Raw genomic sequence first — 17245 nt, forward strand, 5'->3', positions numbered from 1 at the left:
AAAGGCCTGGGCGCGCACCATCTGTGCGCGCCAACGGCGACTTGCAGGAGTTTTTATGACATCGCATTGCGCACCTACCCCGCCGCGTATCGAGGTGGTGGATCTGGTTAAAAGTTATCGCCGCGAAAATGGCACGGTGATTACGCCCGTTGACCATATCGACCTGATCGTCGCCCAAAACGAGCTGGTCGTGCTGCTGGGGCCGTCGGGCTGTGGCAAGACCACGCTGCTGCGCTGCGTCGCGGGGCTGGAACGGCCAGATAGCGGCGAGATTATCGTCGATGGCAAAGTCGTCTTTTCCTCGCGCAAGGGGATCTACGAGCCGCCAGACCGCCGCGCGCTGGCGATGGTTTTCCAATCCTATGCGCTGTGGCCGCATATGACCGTCGCCCAGAACGTCGCCTTTCCGCTGCAATCGCAAAAGGTTGCAACGCCCGAAATTAACGAGCGCGTGTCAAAGGCCCTGTCGATGGTCGGGGTCGGCGGGCTGGAACGCCAATTCCCAGGCCGCATCAGCGGCGGCCAGCAGCAGCGTGTTGCGCTGGCGCGGGCGCTGGTGACGAATTCCTCTGTGGTGTTGTTTGACGAGCCGCTGTCGAACGTCGATGCGCAGGTGCGCGCGCAGTTGCGGTTCGAACTGCAATCCATGCAGCGCCGCCTGCAATTCTCGGGCCTTTATGTCACCCACGATCAGGCCGAAGCGATGGAGCTGGGCCAGCGCGTTGCGGTACTGGATAACGGCAAGATTTCCGCCATCGGCGCCCCGTGGGATGTCTATGACCGCCCGACGAACGAATATGTCGCGCGCTTTATCGGTGTCGCGAATATGTGGCGCGGCACGGTGACCTGCACCGGCACGGATGTCTGTGTCGAAACCCCGCTTGGCCCCATTCGCGTCCATGGCGGCGGCGCAAGCCATGCCGTTGGCACCGCGCTGACCGTTGTCGCCCGCCCCGAAAAACTGACCCTGACGGCCGAGCGCCCCACCGGCGATACCAATGCGATCCCCGTGATGGTCGAGGCGGTGATGTTCTCGGGCGCGCATACCGAGGTTGTGTGCCGTGCGGGTGATGGCAGCGCCGTCACCGTCTGGACCGGCGCGCATGAGGCGACAAGCCAGCTTGCACGCATGGGCACGGCCTGGCTTTGTGCCCTGCCCGCTGATCTGCGTCTTGTCCCGACAGGTGCGGCATGAACGCACTGCAAAAACCAAAGATCAGCGCCTATTCCGTCGTCGCGTTCTTTTGCGCGGCGCTGGTGGTGGTGCTGATCGCTTATCCGCTGGTGCGGATGCTGTGGAACACTGTGCTGGGCGGCAACCTGCAACAGGGCCTGTCGGTGGTGATGCAGCCGTGGTTCGGCCAAGTGTTTCTGAACACGGCAATTGTCGTCGGTATCAGCACAGCTTTCGCTGTAGCCATCGGCGGCAGCCTTGCCTGGATCAACCAGCGCACCGATGCCGGAATGGGCGCGGTCGGTGGGCTGATGCCGATCATCCCGCTGCTGATCCCCAATGTCGCCATGTCGATCGGCTGGGTCTTCATCGCCGCCCCCCGCGTTGGCTTTTTGAACGGCTGGCTGGCCACCTTGCCGGATTGGATGAGCTTTCAGGTCAATATCTATTCCTGGGCCGGGATGATCTTTATCTATACGATCAACGGCGTGCCCTATGTCTATCTGATCGCCGCAGCCGCCTTCCGCAACATGGACCCCGCGCTAGAGGAAGCATCGCGTATTAACGGCGCGGGTATTTGGCGCACCTTTTGGAAGGTCTCGCTGCCTTCGGTCAAACCGGCGCTGGTCTCGTCGGCGCTGCTGCTGACCATCACCAGCATCGGCATTTATTCAATCCCCGCCGTCATCGGCACCACCGCCAAGATCGATGTACTGACCACCCGCATCGTCTATCTGCTGAACCGCGAATTCCCGCCCCGTATGCCCGAGGCGCAGATGATCGGCGTGATCATCCTGATCCTCGTCGGCGTTCTGTGGTGGGTTCAGGGCCGCTGGGCCGGCAAGGGCCAGTTCGCAACCGTTGGCGGCCGCGCCACCGGCGGCGGCAAGCTGGAAATGGGGCGCTGGAAATGGCCTGCGCGCACGCTGACACTGATCTATCTGGCCTGCACCTCGATCCTGCCGCTGGCGGCACTGGCCGTGGTCGCCCTGCAACCGTTCTGGAGCCCGCGCATCAACCCCGCGATCTTCAGCCTGAACAACTTTAACCAAGCGTTGTTCGTCAACGGCATGGCGGTCAGTTCGATCCGTAACAGCCTGTTTTATTCCAGCATCGGCGCGCTGATCGCCATGGGCATCGCCGTGGTCATCGCAATCTATACCGCCGAGCGAAAGAACCTGTTCGGCAAAGGGCTGGATACGGCGATCAAATCATCCGCCGCGATCCCGAACCTGATCCTTGGCGTCGGCTTCTTGATCGCCTTTGCAGGTGCGCCGTTTTACCTGTCGGGCACGGCGATGATCCTGATCCTTGCTTTTGTGGTCATGTATATCTCGCCCGGCTCGATTGCGGCGACATCCGCGATCACCCAGATCGGCCGCGACCTGCGCGAGGCCGCCCGCATCAACGGCGCCAGCGAAGGCCGCATGGTGCGCCGCGTGATCCTGCCGCTGGCCATGCCCGGTTTCATCGGCGGCTGGGCCATCGTCTTCGTCCATATGATGGGCGATCTGTCCGCCGCAGCGCTGCTGGCGGGCATCACCAACCCCGTCGTCGGCTTTGCCATCCTCTCGATTTGGGAGGCTGGCACCTTTGGCGTCCTTGCCGCCTTTTCGATGATGCTTTGCCTCATCAACATCTTTGTCATCGCAGCCATGTTCGGCCTTGGGCGTCTGATCGCCAAGCGCTGAACCCATTTTACAGGAGAGATATGATGGCCCATGTGCGCCGCAGCTTTACCCGCCCCTCGCCCGAGGCAATCGACGCGATCCGCCCCTATTCCCCCGCCACCGTGCATGAAGCCCAAGGCAAGCTGGGCGCGCTTGATAGCCGGATCAAACCGCTGCGCCACGGCTGGCAGATCTGCGGCTCCGCAATCACCGCGCAATGCCATATCGGCGATAATCTGATGATTTTCGAAGCGATCAATCTGGCCAAACCCGGCGATGTTCTGGTGCTGAGTGCGGGCAACAACCCTGAACAGGGCGGCTTTGGTGATGTGCTGGCGGCGGCCTGCCGTGGCAAGGGGATCGCGGGGCTGATCATCGACGCCGGTGTGCGCGACGGGCGCGGCCTGCGGGCCGGCGATTTCCCGGTCTTCTCGCTAGGGCTTTGCGTCAAAGGCACGTCGAAAGACACGCTGGGCACAGTGAATATGCCGGTGATGGTGGGCAACCAATTGATCACCCCCGGCGATATCATCGTCGCCGATGACGACGGTGTCGTGGTTGTACGCCAAGAGCCCTTTGCGCTGGCCAAAGCCTGCGAGGCGCGCGAGGCATCCGAGGCGAAACTGATCGAAATGCATCTGTCGGGCCGGATGGAGATCGAGGATCGCTATGACATGATGCGCGCCAAGGGTTGCGTCTGGGAGGACTGACCCTTTCGCTTACCGCCCAGCTTCGCTATCGTCCTCTGGCCGCCTTCCCCTCGCGGCCAGAGGAATTTGCCGTGCTCGACATTCGCAGGCTGCGCTATTTCAAGGTCATCGCCGAATGCGGCTCGATGGCGGCCGCCGCGCGACAGTTGAACATCGCCCAACCCGCTCTCAGCGGCCATATCGCCCAGATCGAGGAACATTACGCGCTGCAATTGTTCCAGCGCCATGCCCGCGGCGTGACGCTGACCCCTGCCGGCGAGGCGCTGCTGCGTCATGCGCGCCGGATTTTGGAAAACCTGTCAGAGGCCGAGGCGGAACTGCGTCATCTCTCGCCCGTGACGACCCGCGCGCCGGTTCGACTGGGTCTGTTGCCCTCGTGGGGGGCAAGTCTGGCGCCTGCGATTATTCAGGCCACGCAGTTGGCCCTTCCAGATATCGCGCTGCGCATTGTGGAAATGCGCCATGACGAATCCCTTGATGCGATCCGGCAGCAGAATATCGATCTGGCCGTCGTGCTCGAGGATACCGCCCCCGCGCAGACCCAGTTGCTGGGCAGCGAAGCGCTGCTTTATGTCTCGCATGTGGCGGTGGCGGACCGCATGAGTTTTCGCGATGTCGCCGCCCTGCCGCTGATCCTGCCATCTGCGGCCAATCTGCTGCGGCATCAACTGGATAAGGCTGCAAAGGCGGCGCATGTGGTGCTGGGCCCGGTGATGGAAATTGACGGGCAGGATACGATCAAAAGCGCCGTAAAGGCGGGCGTTGCCGGATCGATCATGTCGTGGAATTCCATCCGCAATGAATGTCTGGACCACAGCCTGTCGGCCTGTCTGATCGACGATCCGGAAATCACCCGGAATGTCTATCTGCGCCGGGGCGAGCATGTGCCCGCCAATCTGGCCGAAGCGTTTTTCGTCGTCTTACGCCAAGTGGCCGAGGATAACAGCTATAGCCGCTTGCGGCATGCCCGAACCTAGAAATGGCCGCGCGCGTGGCACGGCCATTGGTATTCGTTTTTACTGCGGCAGTGCAAAGACATAGATCGCATTACCGACCGAGGTCGAATCGATTGCCTCGGCCAGCGGCGCGTTCAATTGCGTGCCATAGGTCAGACCGCCCGCACCGATGGCGATATATTGCACGCCGTCCAACTCGTAGCTGATCGCCTGCCCCGTCGCGACCGTCGCAAGACGGGCCTGCCACAAAGTCTCGCCGGTTTCCTGGCTGAGGGCACGGAAATAGCGGTCGGTCCCGCCGTTGAACACCACACCGCCTGCCGTCGACAAAACGGGCGAGTAGTTCGCCGCAGGGCGCTCCGCCGACCACAAGGTGCGCCCGGTGCTGATATCAATCGCGTCGATGCGGCCCATATTTTCAAAGCCCGGCGCGAGTTTTGCGGTCGCGCTGGTGTTATAGACGTCGAGCGCGCTAAACTCTTGATCAACGGCCATAATATCGTAGCAGGCATTGTTCAGCGGCAAGAAGTAAATGCCGGTGTCCGGGTTCAGTGCGGCTGACGACCAGTCGCGCCCACCCAGGAAGGTCGGGCAGACGTCATATTCAACGTCCAGCTCTTTCAGCACCGCATCCTCGTTCACCGTCACAAGGCCGGTCTCGTCGATCGAGGCGATCATATTGGTGTAGTTGGTATCACGCGCCCACAGGAATTCGCCCGAGGCCGCATCAAACGACCACATCGTGCCGGTCTTGCAAGGCGCACCCGTCAGCACACGGCGCTCGCCCGTCGCCGCATTGGGGTTGATGGCGCGCAGACCCTCCATCTCGGCCGAGGGTTGCACATCGACGTTGGCGACCATCATCTCGAACGTGCATTCTTGGTCCCAGTTGTCGCGCGGCAGGGTCTGGTGACGCCAGACAATCTCGCCCGTGTCGGGACGCACCGCAAAGCGGGTGTTGGTGCCATACAGCGTGCCGCCCGGCGTGCCGCGCTGGGTTTCGGACGCTGGGCCCACGCCGGTCGAGCCATAGAACACAAGGTTCGTCACGGGATCATAGGTGATCTGACCCCAGACGCCGGTCATCCAGCGCGCCTCGAAATCATTGCCCCAAGTCTCGTCACCCTCTTCGCCCGGCTGCGGGATAAAGTGGTTGCGCCACAGCTCCTCACCCGTCGCGGAATCGTGCCCCGAGATAAAGCATCCATAGGGCGAATATTGGCAGGTGGAACCCGCGACGATGACGCCATTGGCGACAATCGGCCCCGTGGTGTTACTGGTCAAGCCGTCTTCGCCCGATCCACGTTCGACATCGAATACGACCTGGCCCGTCTCCATATCCAGCGCGATCAGATGGTTGTCCCATGAGCTGAAATAGAGGCTCGTGCCGTAAAGGGCGACGCCGCGCTTGCGGTCGCCTTGGGCGTTTAGCGTGGCGACGGCGGGCAGTTGGCGGCGGTGTTCCCAGATCAGATCGCCTGTTTGCGCATCCAGCGCCTGGATCACATCACCGGGGTTTGCCAGATACATCACGCCATCATGGATCATCGGCGTGACCTGTACGGCCCCCGCCTCCATCCCGCGGGCCCAGACCAGTTGCAACTGACCAACGTTGTCGGCAGTGATCTGGGTCAGGGGCGAGTGGCGATAGTTTTCTTGGTTGCGGCCGTAGTTAATCCATTCACCAGCGGGCGGGTTCGCCAGCAGTTCATCGGTAATCGGGGTTACCTGCGCGAATGCGGCGGGCGCGGTAAGCAATAGCACGGCCGCGCTGGTGCGAAGCAGCGTTGTGGGGTTCATGACTGTCCTCCAATGGGGTTTCACCGCGCTAACGGGCCGCAGTCGCGGCACAGCGTTGGCTGGGACAATATGAAGCTGCGACACTTTGCCGCCGAAGGCAAGGGATGATCTGCAAAGATCCACGACACCGCGGGCGCTGCTGGACGGCTTTGTCTTGTCTATGCCGCAATCATGCGAAAATCCGACAACCGACTTCGCCTTTTGGTTAGAGAATAAAGAATTTCGTGATAGCGCGCGGATTATACGACTTATCCGCCATAGCAATGACGGCCGTGCCATATATAATAGCCATTACCCCCTTATAAAGCCTCATAATCTGCCTTCCCATTCGCAAATCGATTTTGGCAAGCTCATCACTGTCATGAAAGCTGGCGTAGAATTGGCAGTTCTAATTATAAAGGATCATCATAGTGAGCGAGAATAGAATTTATGCGCATTCGGGCAAACATGCGGACCGCAGCGATTGGCAGTTGTTGTCAGATCATCACGACGCTGTTTCCGCGCTTGCCAACGCACGCGGCGTAAAGATCGGATTACCGCTCGCTGCATCCCTTGCTGGCGCATTACATGATTTCGGAAAGAATGATCCCGCATTTGATCAGGTATTGCAGGGGCGAGATATCCGCGTTGACCATTCTACGGCAGGCGGATGGCTTGCTTTAAAACAAGCCGCGCCTAAAGATCAACCGACCGCCGAGGCGATCGCCTATACGATCCTAGGTCATCACGCGGGCCTGCCGGACAAGCTAAATGATCAGAATTCGTGTATGACCGCGCGGATCGAAACATTCAACCGCACAACCAATCCCATTCCGCAAAATCTCATCGCGCAAGAGCCGCCAGATTTTGCCCCTATATCGCACGAGCTGTTCGCCAAATGTGCCGGGCCTAATCCTGCCTTCAATCTATCGCTTGCGACAAGAATGGTCTTCTCATGTTTGGTCGATGCGGACTTTCGCGACACTGAATCCTATTACGCCAAGATTGACGCCTATGATCGGCCGCGTGATTGGCCGAGCCTGCCCGATCTTTTACCCGATCTGCGCGAGCGGTTCGACAACCACATGAACCGCTTGCCAGATACGGGGGATGTAAATCCAATCCGCCGCCATATTTTGCACCATGTCCGGGCCCAAGCCTCGCAGCGCCCCGGCCTTTTCACGCTTAGCGTTCCAACAGGTGGGGGAAAAACGCTGGCGTCCATGGGGTTTGCGCTTGATCACGCCATGGCGCATGGGCATCGACGGATCATCTATGCCATCCCCTACTCCTCGGTGACCGAGCAGACAGCAGGCACGTTTCGGGATCTGTTCGGCGATGTCGTATTGGAACACCACGCCGCAATAGATGCCAACGAACGAGACGCCGGCCAACGCGAAAAATTACAGCTTGCAATGGAGGATTGGGCGGCGCCCATCGTTGTCACCACGAATGTACAACTGTTTGAAAGCCTGTTCAGTGCGCGTCCCTCGCGTGCGCGCAAGCTGCATAATATCGCGGGCGCGGTGATTATTCTGGACGAGGCGCAATGCCTGCCGCGCCATTTGTTGTTACCCACCCTGCGCATGATCGAGTCGCTTTGCACGCATTATGGCTGCACTGTTGTGCTGTGCACAGCAACGCAACCTGCGTTTGACAGCAGACAGTTGAAAGAAGGCGGCCTCGCGCTGGACGATCGCGAACTGGCACCGCAACCTGAACTATTGGCGCAACAATTGCGGCGCGCGCATATCCGACAAGGCGGTGAAATGTCGGATCAGGATTTGATCGATGCCCTCGCTGGGACAGAACAGGGATTTGTGATCGTAAACAGCCGCGCCCATGCGCTGGAGCTTTTCAAAGCCGCCGAACAGGCGGATATCAAGGGGCTCGTTCATTTGACGACGCGCCAATACCCGTCGGACCGCCGGGCCCTGATCGCAGAGATTCGCGAAAAACTGAAGTCCAATCAACCCTGTCGCCTGATTGCCACGAGCCTGATCGAGGCAGGCGTGGATTTGGATTTCCCTGTCGGCTGGCGCGCCGAAGCTGGGCTGGATAGTTGCGTTCAGGCGGCCGGACGCGTGAACCGCGAAGGGCGCAGACCGCTAGCGGGCAGTATCTTGACGGTCTTCTCGGCGTCAGATCGCCCCATGCCTGCCGCAATCAAGACATTGGCCGACGCCATGCGCAGCACCGCCCGCCGTTTTGACGACCTGCTGAACCCTGCCGCAATGCGCGACTGGTTCGAACATGTTTACTGGCAAGCGGGACCAAAGCTGCTGGATGCCGCGGATATTATCGGCAAGCTGCGGGTCGGTCGCGGCGGCACCGATTTTGCGTTCCGCACCATTGCCGAGGCCTATCGGATGATCGACACAACCATGGTGCCGGTAATCATTCCCGGCGACGCAATCGCACAGCGGGAAATCGACCGACTGGAGGTTGAGGCTGTATCATCGGGCACGTTGGCGCGTGCATTACAACATTACACAGTGCAGATCCCGGAAAAATCGCGCGAGGCATTACGCACGAACGGCAAGGGCGATTTTGCGGCACAGCATCTGCGCGGCGCGCAATTCTTTGTGCTGACAGACGCCAGCCTGTATCGCAGGGACAGCGGGCTTTGGTGGGAAGGAGCTGACTATATTGCAGACAGCATCTGGTAGGGCTTGGTGTAATTTTTAATAGTTTAACGTTCTATTAAGAATTCATTCACAGCTCCAAAAACGCATCCGCCTTGTGCGTACGAGTGAAGTCAAGAGGAGATACCTAACACACCCAAGATTACCCACACGCCTCACAGATCTTGTTGCAGAGATCCTGATCTTTGCCTTCAAAATCATCAACCAGATTACCTAGCAATGAAAGGCTGACGGCTTGTCGCTCTCGCATATTCGGGGCTCGGATAGAAATATAGAGTGGCACACTATACCATCACCACTGGCATGGCGTTCGCTATTTATTGCGGGCGCCATCATCACTTTTGCCAAATACCGCTTGCCAGAATCGATTTCCTAGATAAGTTGACCTTATTTAAAGGAAAAATAATGACTTATGGCATTCGACTGCATATTTGGGGCACGCATGGACTTTTTACGCGTCCCGAGTTAAAGGTCGAACGTGCCTCATATGATGTGATTACGCCTTCTGCCGCACGCGGGATTCTAGAGGCTATTCATTGGAAACCTGCTATTCGCTGGATTGTGGATCGCATCCATGTGCTAGAGCCTATCCGGTTTCAATCCATTCGCCGCAATGAAGTTGGGCATAAGGCCCCTGCGGGGAAAATAAGAGCTGCGATGAACCGGGGTGATCTGGCTGATTTACAGATTCTGGTGGACCAAGATCGCCAACAGCGTGCGTCAAATGTCCTAGTGGCGCCTGCCTATGTGATCGAGGCGCATTTTGATCTGACTGCAAAGGCCGGGCCAGATGATACGGTCGGCAAGCATCTCGATATTTTCAATCGCCGCGCGGCCAAGGGGCAATGCTTTAATCAGCCCAGCCTTGGCACACGCGAATTCGTCGCGCATTTTGCACTGGTCCCACCGGACGCCGTCATACCGTCCCCTGATGGCCATAGCTGGGGCGCAATGTTGCATGCCGGCCAAACCAATGGCGCTCCACGCCCCTCTCGTGCGCCAGAAGCGGAAACGAGCGATCTTGGCTTTGGCACACCGCGTGATCTGGGTTTCATGTTATGGGATATCGATCATATGGCGCCTGGGCGTCCCTCGATGTTCTTTCGCGCCACCTTGCGCGATGGCATTGTCGAAATACCCGCCCCCGGCAGCCCGGATATCAAACGATGAGCGTGCTTTCATCGCTATCGCGCGCCTATGAACGGCTGCCAGATGCGCCTCCGTATGGCTTCTCCTCCGAGAAAATCGGTTTTTGCATCGTACTGAACGCAGATGGGTCTGTTCACGATGTCATAGACAAGCGTCAGGACGATAAAAAGCGTAGCCCCGCCATGCTTTTGGTGCCGCAAGCGGTAAAACGCACCGCGGGGATCGCACCGAATTTCCTTTGGGACAAAACGGCCTATGTTCTGGGCGTAACCGCAGGCGAAGGCAAACGCACGGCCGATGAGCATGCCAAGTTTCGCGAAATGCATGTGCAATGGCTGGCCGGGACACAGGACGAGGGCCTGCTGGCACTGCTGCGTTTCCTTGACGCTTGGACCGCCGACAGATTTACTGCACCGGTCTGGCCAGAGGATATGCGCGATCAGAATATCGTCTTTGCCCTCGCCAGCGAGTACCGCGAACGCTACATTCACGAACGTTCTGGCGCGAAAGAGATCTGGCAGCGGCTTGGCACAGAAGGTGCGTCAGATCCGCAGATTTGCCTGGTCAGTGGCGACCCCGCCCCCATCGCGCGTTTGCACCCCTCGATCAAAGGCGTCTGGGGTGCGCAAACCGCTGGCGCGAGTTTGGTGTCATTCAACCTCGACGCGTTTACGTCCTACGGCCACGAACAAGGCGACAACGCCCCCGTGTCCGAGGTCGCAACCTTTCAGTATACGACCGCATTGAACCGCTTCCTTGAAAAAGACAGTGGGCATCGTCTGCAGATTGGCGATGCCTCGACCGTCTTTTGGGCGGACGCGTCTGGTTTGATTTCTGAAATGGCGGAATCGCTGTTCGCAGGCATGTTCGACACGCCCGAGGCCGCACATGATGACGATAGTATAGAAACCAAAAAGATCGCCGCCAAGCTAGAGCGAATTCGGCGCGGCGAACGGTTGGACGAGGTCGAACCCCAATTGACCCAAGGGGTGCGCTTTCATGTTCTAAGCCTTGCCCCTAATGCCGCGCGCCTTTCTGTGCGTTTCTATTGGGAGAACGATTTTGCGCAACTGACCCGCAATTATCAGGCCTATCTTGAAGATACAAAGATCGAACCGCCACCGCGCGATGGCTGGCCCCCTCTGTGGCGCTATCTGGTCGAACTTGCGGTATTGAACAAGCGCGAGAATATCCCGCCCAATCTGGCCGGCGAATGGACGCGCGCCATCTTAACCCGAACGCCCTATCCGATGACATTGCTTGCAACAGCGCTGATGCGGATCAGGTCAGACGGCGAGGTCAATGCGCTGCGGGCGGCAGTTTTAAAATCCGTCCTGGTCCGAAATTTCAATAAGGAGGCCCCGGTGGCGCTTAATCCTACGTTTAGTGACAGCAAGGGCTATCTGCTTGGCCGCCTCTTTGCCGCCTATGAAGAAGTCCAACGCGAGGCGCTTGGCCGCAATGTCAACGCCACGATCAAGGACAAATTCTATGGCGCGGCCTCGGCCTCACCGCAAAAGGTGTTTGCCACCCTTGATAGCGGCGCACAGAACCACTTTACCAAATTGCGCAAAATCAATGCTGGCCGCGCGGTCAACCTTGACCAGCTGATCATGTCGATCATGGATCAGATGTCGCCAGACAAAGACCCGATCCCGGCCTTTCTCAATGCGCCGGAACAGGGCCTGTTCGGCCTTGGCTATTATCACCAGCGCAGTGATTTTTTCCGCAAACGCGATACCAAAACTGACTCAGTGACTGAGACCCAACCGGAGACCACCGCATGACTACGCTATCCCGCCGCCATGATTTCGTGCTGATCTTCGATGTAACCAACGGCAACCCCAACGGCGACCCTGATGCGGGAAATCAGCCCCGCCTGGACCCAGAGACCGGGCATGGCCTCGTTTCGGATGTCAGCCTAAAACGCAAGATCCGCAACTATGTAGAGCTGGCGCATGAGGGCAAGGACGGCCATCATATCTATGTTCAGGAGGGTGCGATCCTGAATGAAAAGCATCGGGCCGCCTATATCGCCAAACGCCCTGGCGATGAAAAAGCCAAGACTGACAAAAAGCTAAACCCCAAAGACGATGCCGAAGCCAAGGAATTGCGCGACTGGATGTGCGCGAATTTCTTTGACGTGCGCACCTTTGGCGCGGTGATGTCGACGGGCATCAATTGCGGGCAGGTCAAGGGACCGGTGCAAATGACTTTCGCCACATCGGTAGAACGCATTTTGCCGGCCGAGATCACAATTACTCGCATGGCTGCGACCAACGAAGCTGAAAAGAAAAAGGCCGAAGAAGGCTCCGACGGCGATCAGCGCACCGAAAATCGTACAATGGGGCGCAAACATATCGTGCCGTATGGCCTCTATGTCGCGCATGGCTTTGTTTCGGCCAAATTCGCCGAGCGGACTGGATTTTCTGAGGCGGATCTTGATCTGCTGCTAGAGGCCCTGAAGAACGCCTTTGAGCATGATCGCTCGGCCGCGCGGGGCGAAATGGCGACCCGCAAGCTGATCGTATTCAAACATGAAAACGCACTCGGCAATGCCCCCGCGCATGAGCTGTTCGACAGGGTTCGCATCGGGCGCAATCTGGCCGGAGAGTTCCGCCCCATCGGCGACAGCCGCCTCGACAACCAACCCCCTGCCCGTAAATTCGGTGACTATCTGATCGAGATCGACCGCGAGGCCCTGCCCGCGGGCGTCGACATTATCGAGTTGTAACGATGGGGGCCGAGGAGGATGCAATCCCTCTCTCGGCCCTGCAACATGCGGTGTATTGCCTAAGGCAGGCGGCACTCATCCATCTTGAACGCCTCTGGGTCGCGAACCGGTTTACGGCCGAAGGCGATGTGTTGCACGCTGTTGCCGATAAGGGCGGCGCAAGGCGGGCCCGCGGTGTAAGGCGGGTTATGTCATTGCCGCTGGCGTCCGCGCGGCTAAATCTTATTGGCACGGCGGATCTCGTTGAATTCATCCCAGGTCCAGCGGGCGAAGTCGCCTTTCCGGTCGAATACAAACGCGGCAAACCCAAATTGCACCGCGCCGATGAGGTCCAGCTATGTGCGCAGGCCCTCTGTCTTGAGGAGATGACCGGCCAGCCGGTGCCCGAGGGCGCGCTGTTTTACGCGCATACCAAGCGCCGCGTTACGGTTCCGTTTGATACAGAGCTGCGCGCTCTGACCCAAAACGCGGCGCAATCCTTGGCCGATATACTCGCAAGCCGCATCACCCCCGCACCAACCGCGCATAAAAGCCGCTGCCGTGCCTGTTCCTTGCATGAGGCCTGCCGCCCCGAAACCTATGCGCGCCCGGTGCTGGCCTGGCGCGACCAGATGCTGGCACGGTCGCTAAAGGACATATCGGAATGAAAAAGCTTTTAAACACCGTCTATGTCACCACCGAAGGCGCCGCACTGAAGAAAGACGGCGAGAACCTTGTCGCCGAAATCGAGGGCAGCGAAAAAGCCCGTGTGCCCCTCCATATGGTAGCCTCTGTCGTCACGTTTGGTCCGATCTTTGTCTCGCCAGCATTGATCGGCACCTGCGCCGAGCGCGGCATCACCATCGCTTTGATGGATCGCATTGGCCGGTTCCAAGCCCGGATCGAGGGGCCGGTGTCTGGCAATGTGCTGTTACGCCGCGCCCAATATCGTACGGCAGATGATGCCGTCGATGTGGTGCGCTCGATCGTATTGGGTAAGCTCGCCAACCAACGGGCGGTGATCCGCCGGGGCCTGCGCGACTATGGCGACGAGATGGCCGCTCCGGTGCGTGACGCGCTCGAGCGCGCCAGCGACCGCATCGAGATGATCTTACGCCGCGTGCAGGTGAAAGACGACAGCATCGATCTGTTGCGCGGCGCAGAGGGCGAGGCTGCCACGCTTTATTTCGGCGTATTTAACCACTTAATCCGCAGTCCCGATGCTACGCTGCACTGGACGGGCCGATCGCGCCGCCCGCCGCTAGATCCGATGAATGCACTTTTGTCTTTCCTTTACACTCTTTTAACCCATGACTGCCGATCCGCCTGCGAGGCCGTTGGCCTTGACCCTGCGGTCGGCTTTTTACACCGTGATCGTCCCGGTCGGCCATCATTGGCCCTTGACCTGATGGAGGAGCTACGCGCGCCCCTTGCCGACCGGCTCGCCTTGTCGCTGGTGAACCGGCGCCAGTTGCGCGCTGGCGATTTTCGGCAAATGGATAACGGGGCGGTGCTCTTGACGGACGAGGCGCGCAAAACGGTGCTGACTGCTTGGCAAGAGCGGAAGAAGGAAGAGCGCCTCCATCCCTTTCTGAATGAAAAGGCTCCGTTTGGGCTTGTGCCTTATCTTCAGGCCCAGATGCTGGCGCGTCATCTGCGCGGCGATATCGAAGCCTATCCGCCATGGTTCTGGAGTTAGCACGATGCTGGTTCTTGTCACCTATGACGTCAATACACTATCCGATGGGGGCAAAAAACGCCTGCGCCAGGTCGCACGCGCCTGCGAAGACTGGGGCCAGCGAGTCCAGTTTTCTGTCTTTGAAATTGAACTAGACCCCGCACAATGGACAAAGCTACGCGCAAGGCTGGAGAGTATTATTGATGCGAAGACCGACAGTCTGCGCTATTACTTCCTAGGAACAAACTGGGAGCGCCGGATCGAACACGTCGGCGCCAAGCCCGCGAAGGATCTGAACGGTCCACTGATCATATGATGCGAACCCAAAGCGTGTCGGCCAACCCCCATCTGTTCGCAGCGCCCTAACCTGCTGTTTATAAAGAGACATATAGCGGCAGCTTCAGCCGGCCAGCGAATATGCTCCAAAAAGCAACAACGCTCGCATTCTCCCAAATCTTTTTCTTTCCATTTCAAAAAGATATACCCACCGGAGTCGCTCCCCCCACGGGAGCGTGGATAGAAACCCCGATCCAACCGCGAAGTGGGCCAGCCGCGATGGTCGCTCCCCCCACGGGAGCGTGGATAGAAACACTGTCACTCCGACTTGGAGAGCATCTACAATGACGTCGCTCCCCCCACGGGAGCGTGGATAGAACCAGTTGGCGTGCGGGCGTCCACATCTGAATGATGGTCGCTCCCCCCACGGGAGCGTGGATAGAAACTCATTGTAGATGGTGGTATCGAAACGCGACACCTGTCGCTCCCCCCACGGGAGCGTGGATAGAAACTCCCATAAAAAAACCCGCCTCTAAGGGCGGGCTGGTCGCTCCCCCCACGGGAGCGTGGATAGAAACTGCTTCCGGTAAAACTCCACCGCAGCGTGGAACGTCGCTCCCCCCACGGGAGCGTGGATAGAAACGATGCCGTCCTCGCGTCCCTCCAATCCAGCGCGCGGTCGCTCCCCCACGGGAGCGTGGATAGAAACAGCGACCAATGGCGCGTAGCGACACCCTATCAGGACGTCGCTCCCCCCACGGGAGCGTGGATAGAAACTACGCTATGACCCAGATCCTCCGGGGGCGCGCAACGTCGCTCCCCCCACGGGAGCGTGGATAGAAACCCCAGCAGGCGCGGCGCAGACGACAGGCGGGACGGTCGCTCCCCCCACGGGAGCGGGGATAGAAAGATCTGCTTAAGGAAGGGGATTTTCACTCTTTCATTTGAAAGGCTATCTGCCACTTCACTTCACCGCACAAAGCACAGCGAGAATTGTGGGGGGGTCGGCGAGGCTGCTTGCCTGCGGGCTGCTGCGCTAGATCGGGTAATGGATATGCCCATCTTGCACAGTGATCCAACGCAGTTCGGTAAATTCATGGATGCCCCAATTGCCGCCGAACCTGCCATAGCCCGAGGCTTTTGTACCGCCAAAGGGCATCTGGGCCTCGTCGTGGACGGTCGGGCCGTTCACATGGCAAATGCCGCTCTCGATCCGGCGCGCGACGGCAAGCGCTCGGTTCACATCGCCGCCAAAGACCGCGGATGACAGCCCGTATTCGGTGTCATTGGCGACGCGGACGGCCTCATCAATACTGCCGACACGCACGACGGTGACGACCGGGCCAAAGGATTCCTCGCCGTAGATCCGCATCGCGGGCGAGACGTGATCCAGCAGCGCGGCATCCATCAATGTGCCATCAATCCGGCCACCTGCTGCAAGAACAGCGCCTTTGCTGGTGGCGTCCTTGATCAACTGCTCGATCCGCTGAGCCGCGCTGACATCGACGACTGACCCCAGCGGTGTTTTCCCCTCGCGCGGGTCGCCCGCGATCAGAGTGCGCGCTTTGACCGCCAGCTTTTCGACGAAAGCGTCGGCGACGCTCTCCATCACGACGATGCGCTCGGTCGACATGCAAATCTGACCCTGGTTCATATAGGCGCCAAAGGCGGCCGCTGCGACGGCCTCGTCCAGATCGGCGTCGTCCAACACGACAAACGGCGCTTTGCCGCCCAGCTCTAGCAGCGCGGGTTTTAGGTAACGCCCTGCTTTTTCAGCAATAATACGGCCAACACGGGTCGATCCGGTGAAATTGACACGGCGCACGGCGGGATGGGCGATCAGGGCCTCGACAATTTCGGCGGCATCCTCGGGCGCGTTCGATACGGCGTTCAACACCCCCGCAGGCAAGCCCGCCTGCAGCAGGCTAGAGACGATCAGATGATGCGTGCGGGGGCAAAGCTCGGATGTTTTCATGACGACGGTATTGCCGCAGGCGAGTGGTGTCGCCAGCGCGCGCACGCCCAAAATCACCGGCGCATTCCACGGCGCCATCGCCAGAACAACACCCGCAGGCTGCCGCACCGCCATTGCCGTGCTGCCGGGGCGGTTCGAGGGGATGATTTCGCCTTTGATCTGCGTGACAAGACTGGCCGCCTCGCGCAGCATATCGGCGGCAAGGGTCACGTTGAACATCGCCCACCCCGCCGTCGCGCCGATTTCAGCCCCCATCGCGGCGACAAACTGCGGGCCGTTCGCCTCGAGCATATCAGCCGCCTTCAGCAGCACGGTGCGCCGGGTCTTGGGGCTAGAGCGCGACCATTCGGGAAAGGCCGCCGCAGCAGCATCGGCTGCACGCTGCGCATCATCGGTGGTTGCGGCGGCGGCTTCGGTTGCGACCTCTCCGCTGATCGGGTTCTTGCGGGTAAAGGTCTTGCCGCCCGAGGCGGGCAGGGTTTCATTATTGATAAGCAGGCCAAGCAGGTCCATCGGATCG

General features: G+C 59.4%; 13 protein-coding genes. 11 read left to right on the forward strand and 2 right to left on the reverse strand.

Going from position 1 to position 17245, the window contains the following annotated elements; genetic code table 11:
- Window positions 1–55: 55 nt before the first annotated feature.
- From KVU_RS07100 to KVU_RS07115, 4 genes are all read left to right on the forward strand, one after another.
- Window positions 56–1195 carry an ABC transporter ATP-binding protein gene (locus KVU_RS07100; RefSeq protein WP_014537823.1) on the forward strand — a complete coding sequence of 380 codons (1140 nt, stop codon included), beginning with the start codon at window positions 56–58 and terminating at the stop codon, window positions 1193–1195.
- On the forward strand, window positions 1192–2865 hold the full coding sequence (locus KVU_RS07105; protein WP_013384673.1) for an ABC transporter permease: 1674 nt from the start codon (window positions 1192–1194) through the stop codon (window positions 2863–2865). Before KVU_RS07100 ends, KVU_RS07105 begins: the two co-directional genes overlap by 4 nt.
- Window positions 2866–2885: 20 nt before the next feature.
- On the forward strand, window positions 2886–3554 hold the full coding sequence (locus tag KVU_RS07110) for a 4-carboxy-4-hydroxy-2-oxoadipate aldolase/oxaloacetate decarboxylase (RefSeq protein WP_013384674.1): 669 nt from the start codon (window positions 2886–2888) through the stop codon (window positions 3552–3554).
- A 71-nt stretch (window positions 3555–3625) separates the two neighbouring features.
- Complete coding sequence (locus KVU_RS07115) at window positions 3626–4531, forward strand: LysR family transcriptional regulator (RefSeq protein WP_013384675.1); 906 nt, start codon at window positions 3626–3628, stop codon at window positions 4529–4531.
- A 39-nt stretch (window positions 4532–4570) separates the two neighbouring features.
- Here the strand turns inward: KVU_RS07115 and KVU_RS07120 are convergent, their stop codons facing one another.
- Window positions 4571–6310, reverse strand: coding sequence for a pyrroloquinoline quinone-dependent dehydrogenase (locus KVU_RS07120; protein WP_013384676.1), 1740 nt, complete (start codon window positions 6308–6310; stop codon window positions 4571–4573).
- Between the two features lie 410 nt (window positions 6311–6720).
- Between KVU_RS07120 and KVU_RS07125 the strand changes: the two genes are divergently transcribed.
- From KVU_RS07125 to cas2, 7 genes are all read left to right on the forward strand, one after another.
- Window positions 6721–8958: a CRISPR-associated helicase/endonuclease Cas3 gene (locus KVU_RS07125; RefSeq protein ID WP_013384677.1), complete on the forward strand. Its 2238-nt coding sequence runs from the start codon at window positions 6721–6723 to the stop codon at window positions 8956–8958.
- A gap of 252 nt (window positions 8959–9210) precedes the next feature.
- Window positions 9211–10104 carry a type I-C CRISPR-associated protein Cas5c gene (cas5c, locus tag KVU_RS07130; protein ID WP_236953060.1) on the forward strand — a complete coding sequence of 298 codons (894 nt, stop codon included), beginning with the start codon at window positions 9211–9213 and terminating at the stop codon, window positions 10102–10104.
- Entirely contained in the window at window positions 10101–11870 is a 1770-nt protein-coding gene (gene cas8c / locus KVU_RS07135) for a type I-C CRISPR-associated protein Cas8c/Csd1 (RefSeq protein WP_013384679.1), read from the forward strand. Before cas5c ends, cas8c begins: the two co-directional genes overlap by 4 nt.
- Window positions 11867–12817 carry a type I-C CRISPR-associated protein Cas7/Csd2 gene (gene cas7c / locus KVU_RS07140; protein WP_013384680.1) on the forward strand — a complete coding sequence of 317 codons (951 nt, stop codon included), beginning with the start codon at window positions 11867–11869 and terminating at the stop codon, window positions 12815–12817. The genes cas8c and cas7c overlap by 4 nt, the downstream gene beginning before the upstream one ends.
- A gap of 2 nt (window positions 12818–12819) precedes the next feature.
- Complete coding sequence (gene cas4 / locus KVU_RS07145) at window positions 12820–13464, forward strand: CRISPR-associated protein Cas4 (protein WP_013384681.1); 645 nt, start codon at window positions 12820–12822, stop codon at window positions 13462–13464.
- The gene (gene cas1c / locus KVU_RS07150) at window positions 13461–14495 is read left to right on the forward strand and encodes a type I-C CRISPR-associated endonuclease Cas1c (RefSeq protein WP_013384682.1); all 1035 of its coding nucleotides are present in this window, start codon (window positions 13461–13463) and stop codon (window positions 14493–14495) included. The genes cas4 and cas1c overlap by 4 nt, the downstream gene beginning before the upstream one ends.
- A 4-nt stretch (window positions 14496–14499) precedes the next feature.
- Window positions 14500–14790, forward strand: a complete 291-nt coding sequence (gene cas2 / locus KVU_RS07155) for a CRISPR-associated endonuclease Cas2 (RefSeq protein WP_013384683.1) — start codon at window positions 14500–14502, stop codon at window positions 14788–14790.
- Between the two features lie 996 nt (window positions 14791–15786).
- Here the strand turns inward: cas2 and KVU_RS07160 are convergent.
- A complete protein-coding gene (locus KVU_RS07160) occupies window positions 15787–17238 on the reverse strand; it encodes an aldehyde dehydrogenase (RefSeq protein ID WP_013384684.1) in 1452 nt (483 codons plus the stop codon).
- Between the last annotated feature and the right edge of the window lie 7 nt (window positions 17239–17245).

This window comes from Ketogulonicigenium vulgare WSH-001, assembly GCF_000223375.1.
Taxonomy (GTDB): Bacteria; Pseudomonadota; Alphaproteobacteria; order Rhodobacterales; family Rhodobacteraceae; genus Ketogulonicigenium; species Ketogulonicigenium vulgare.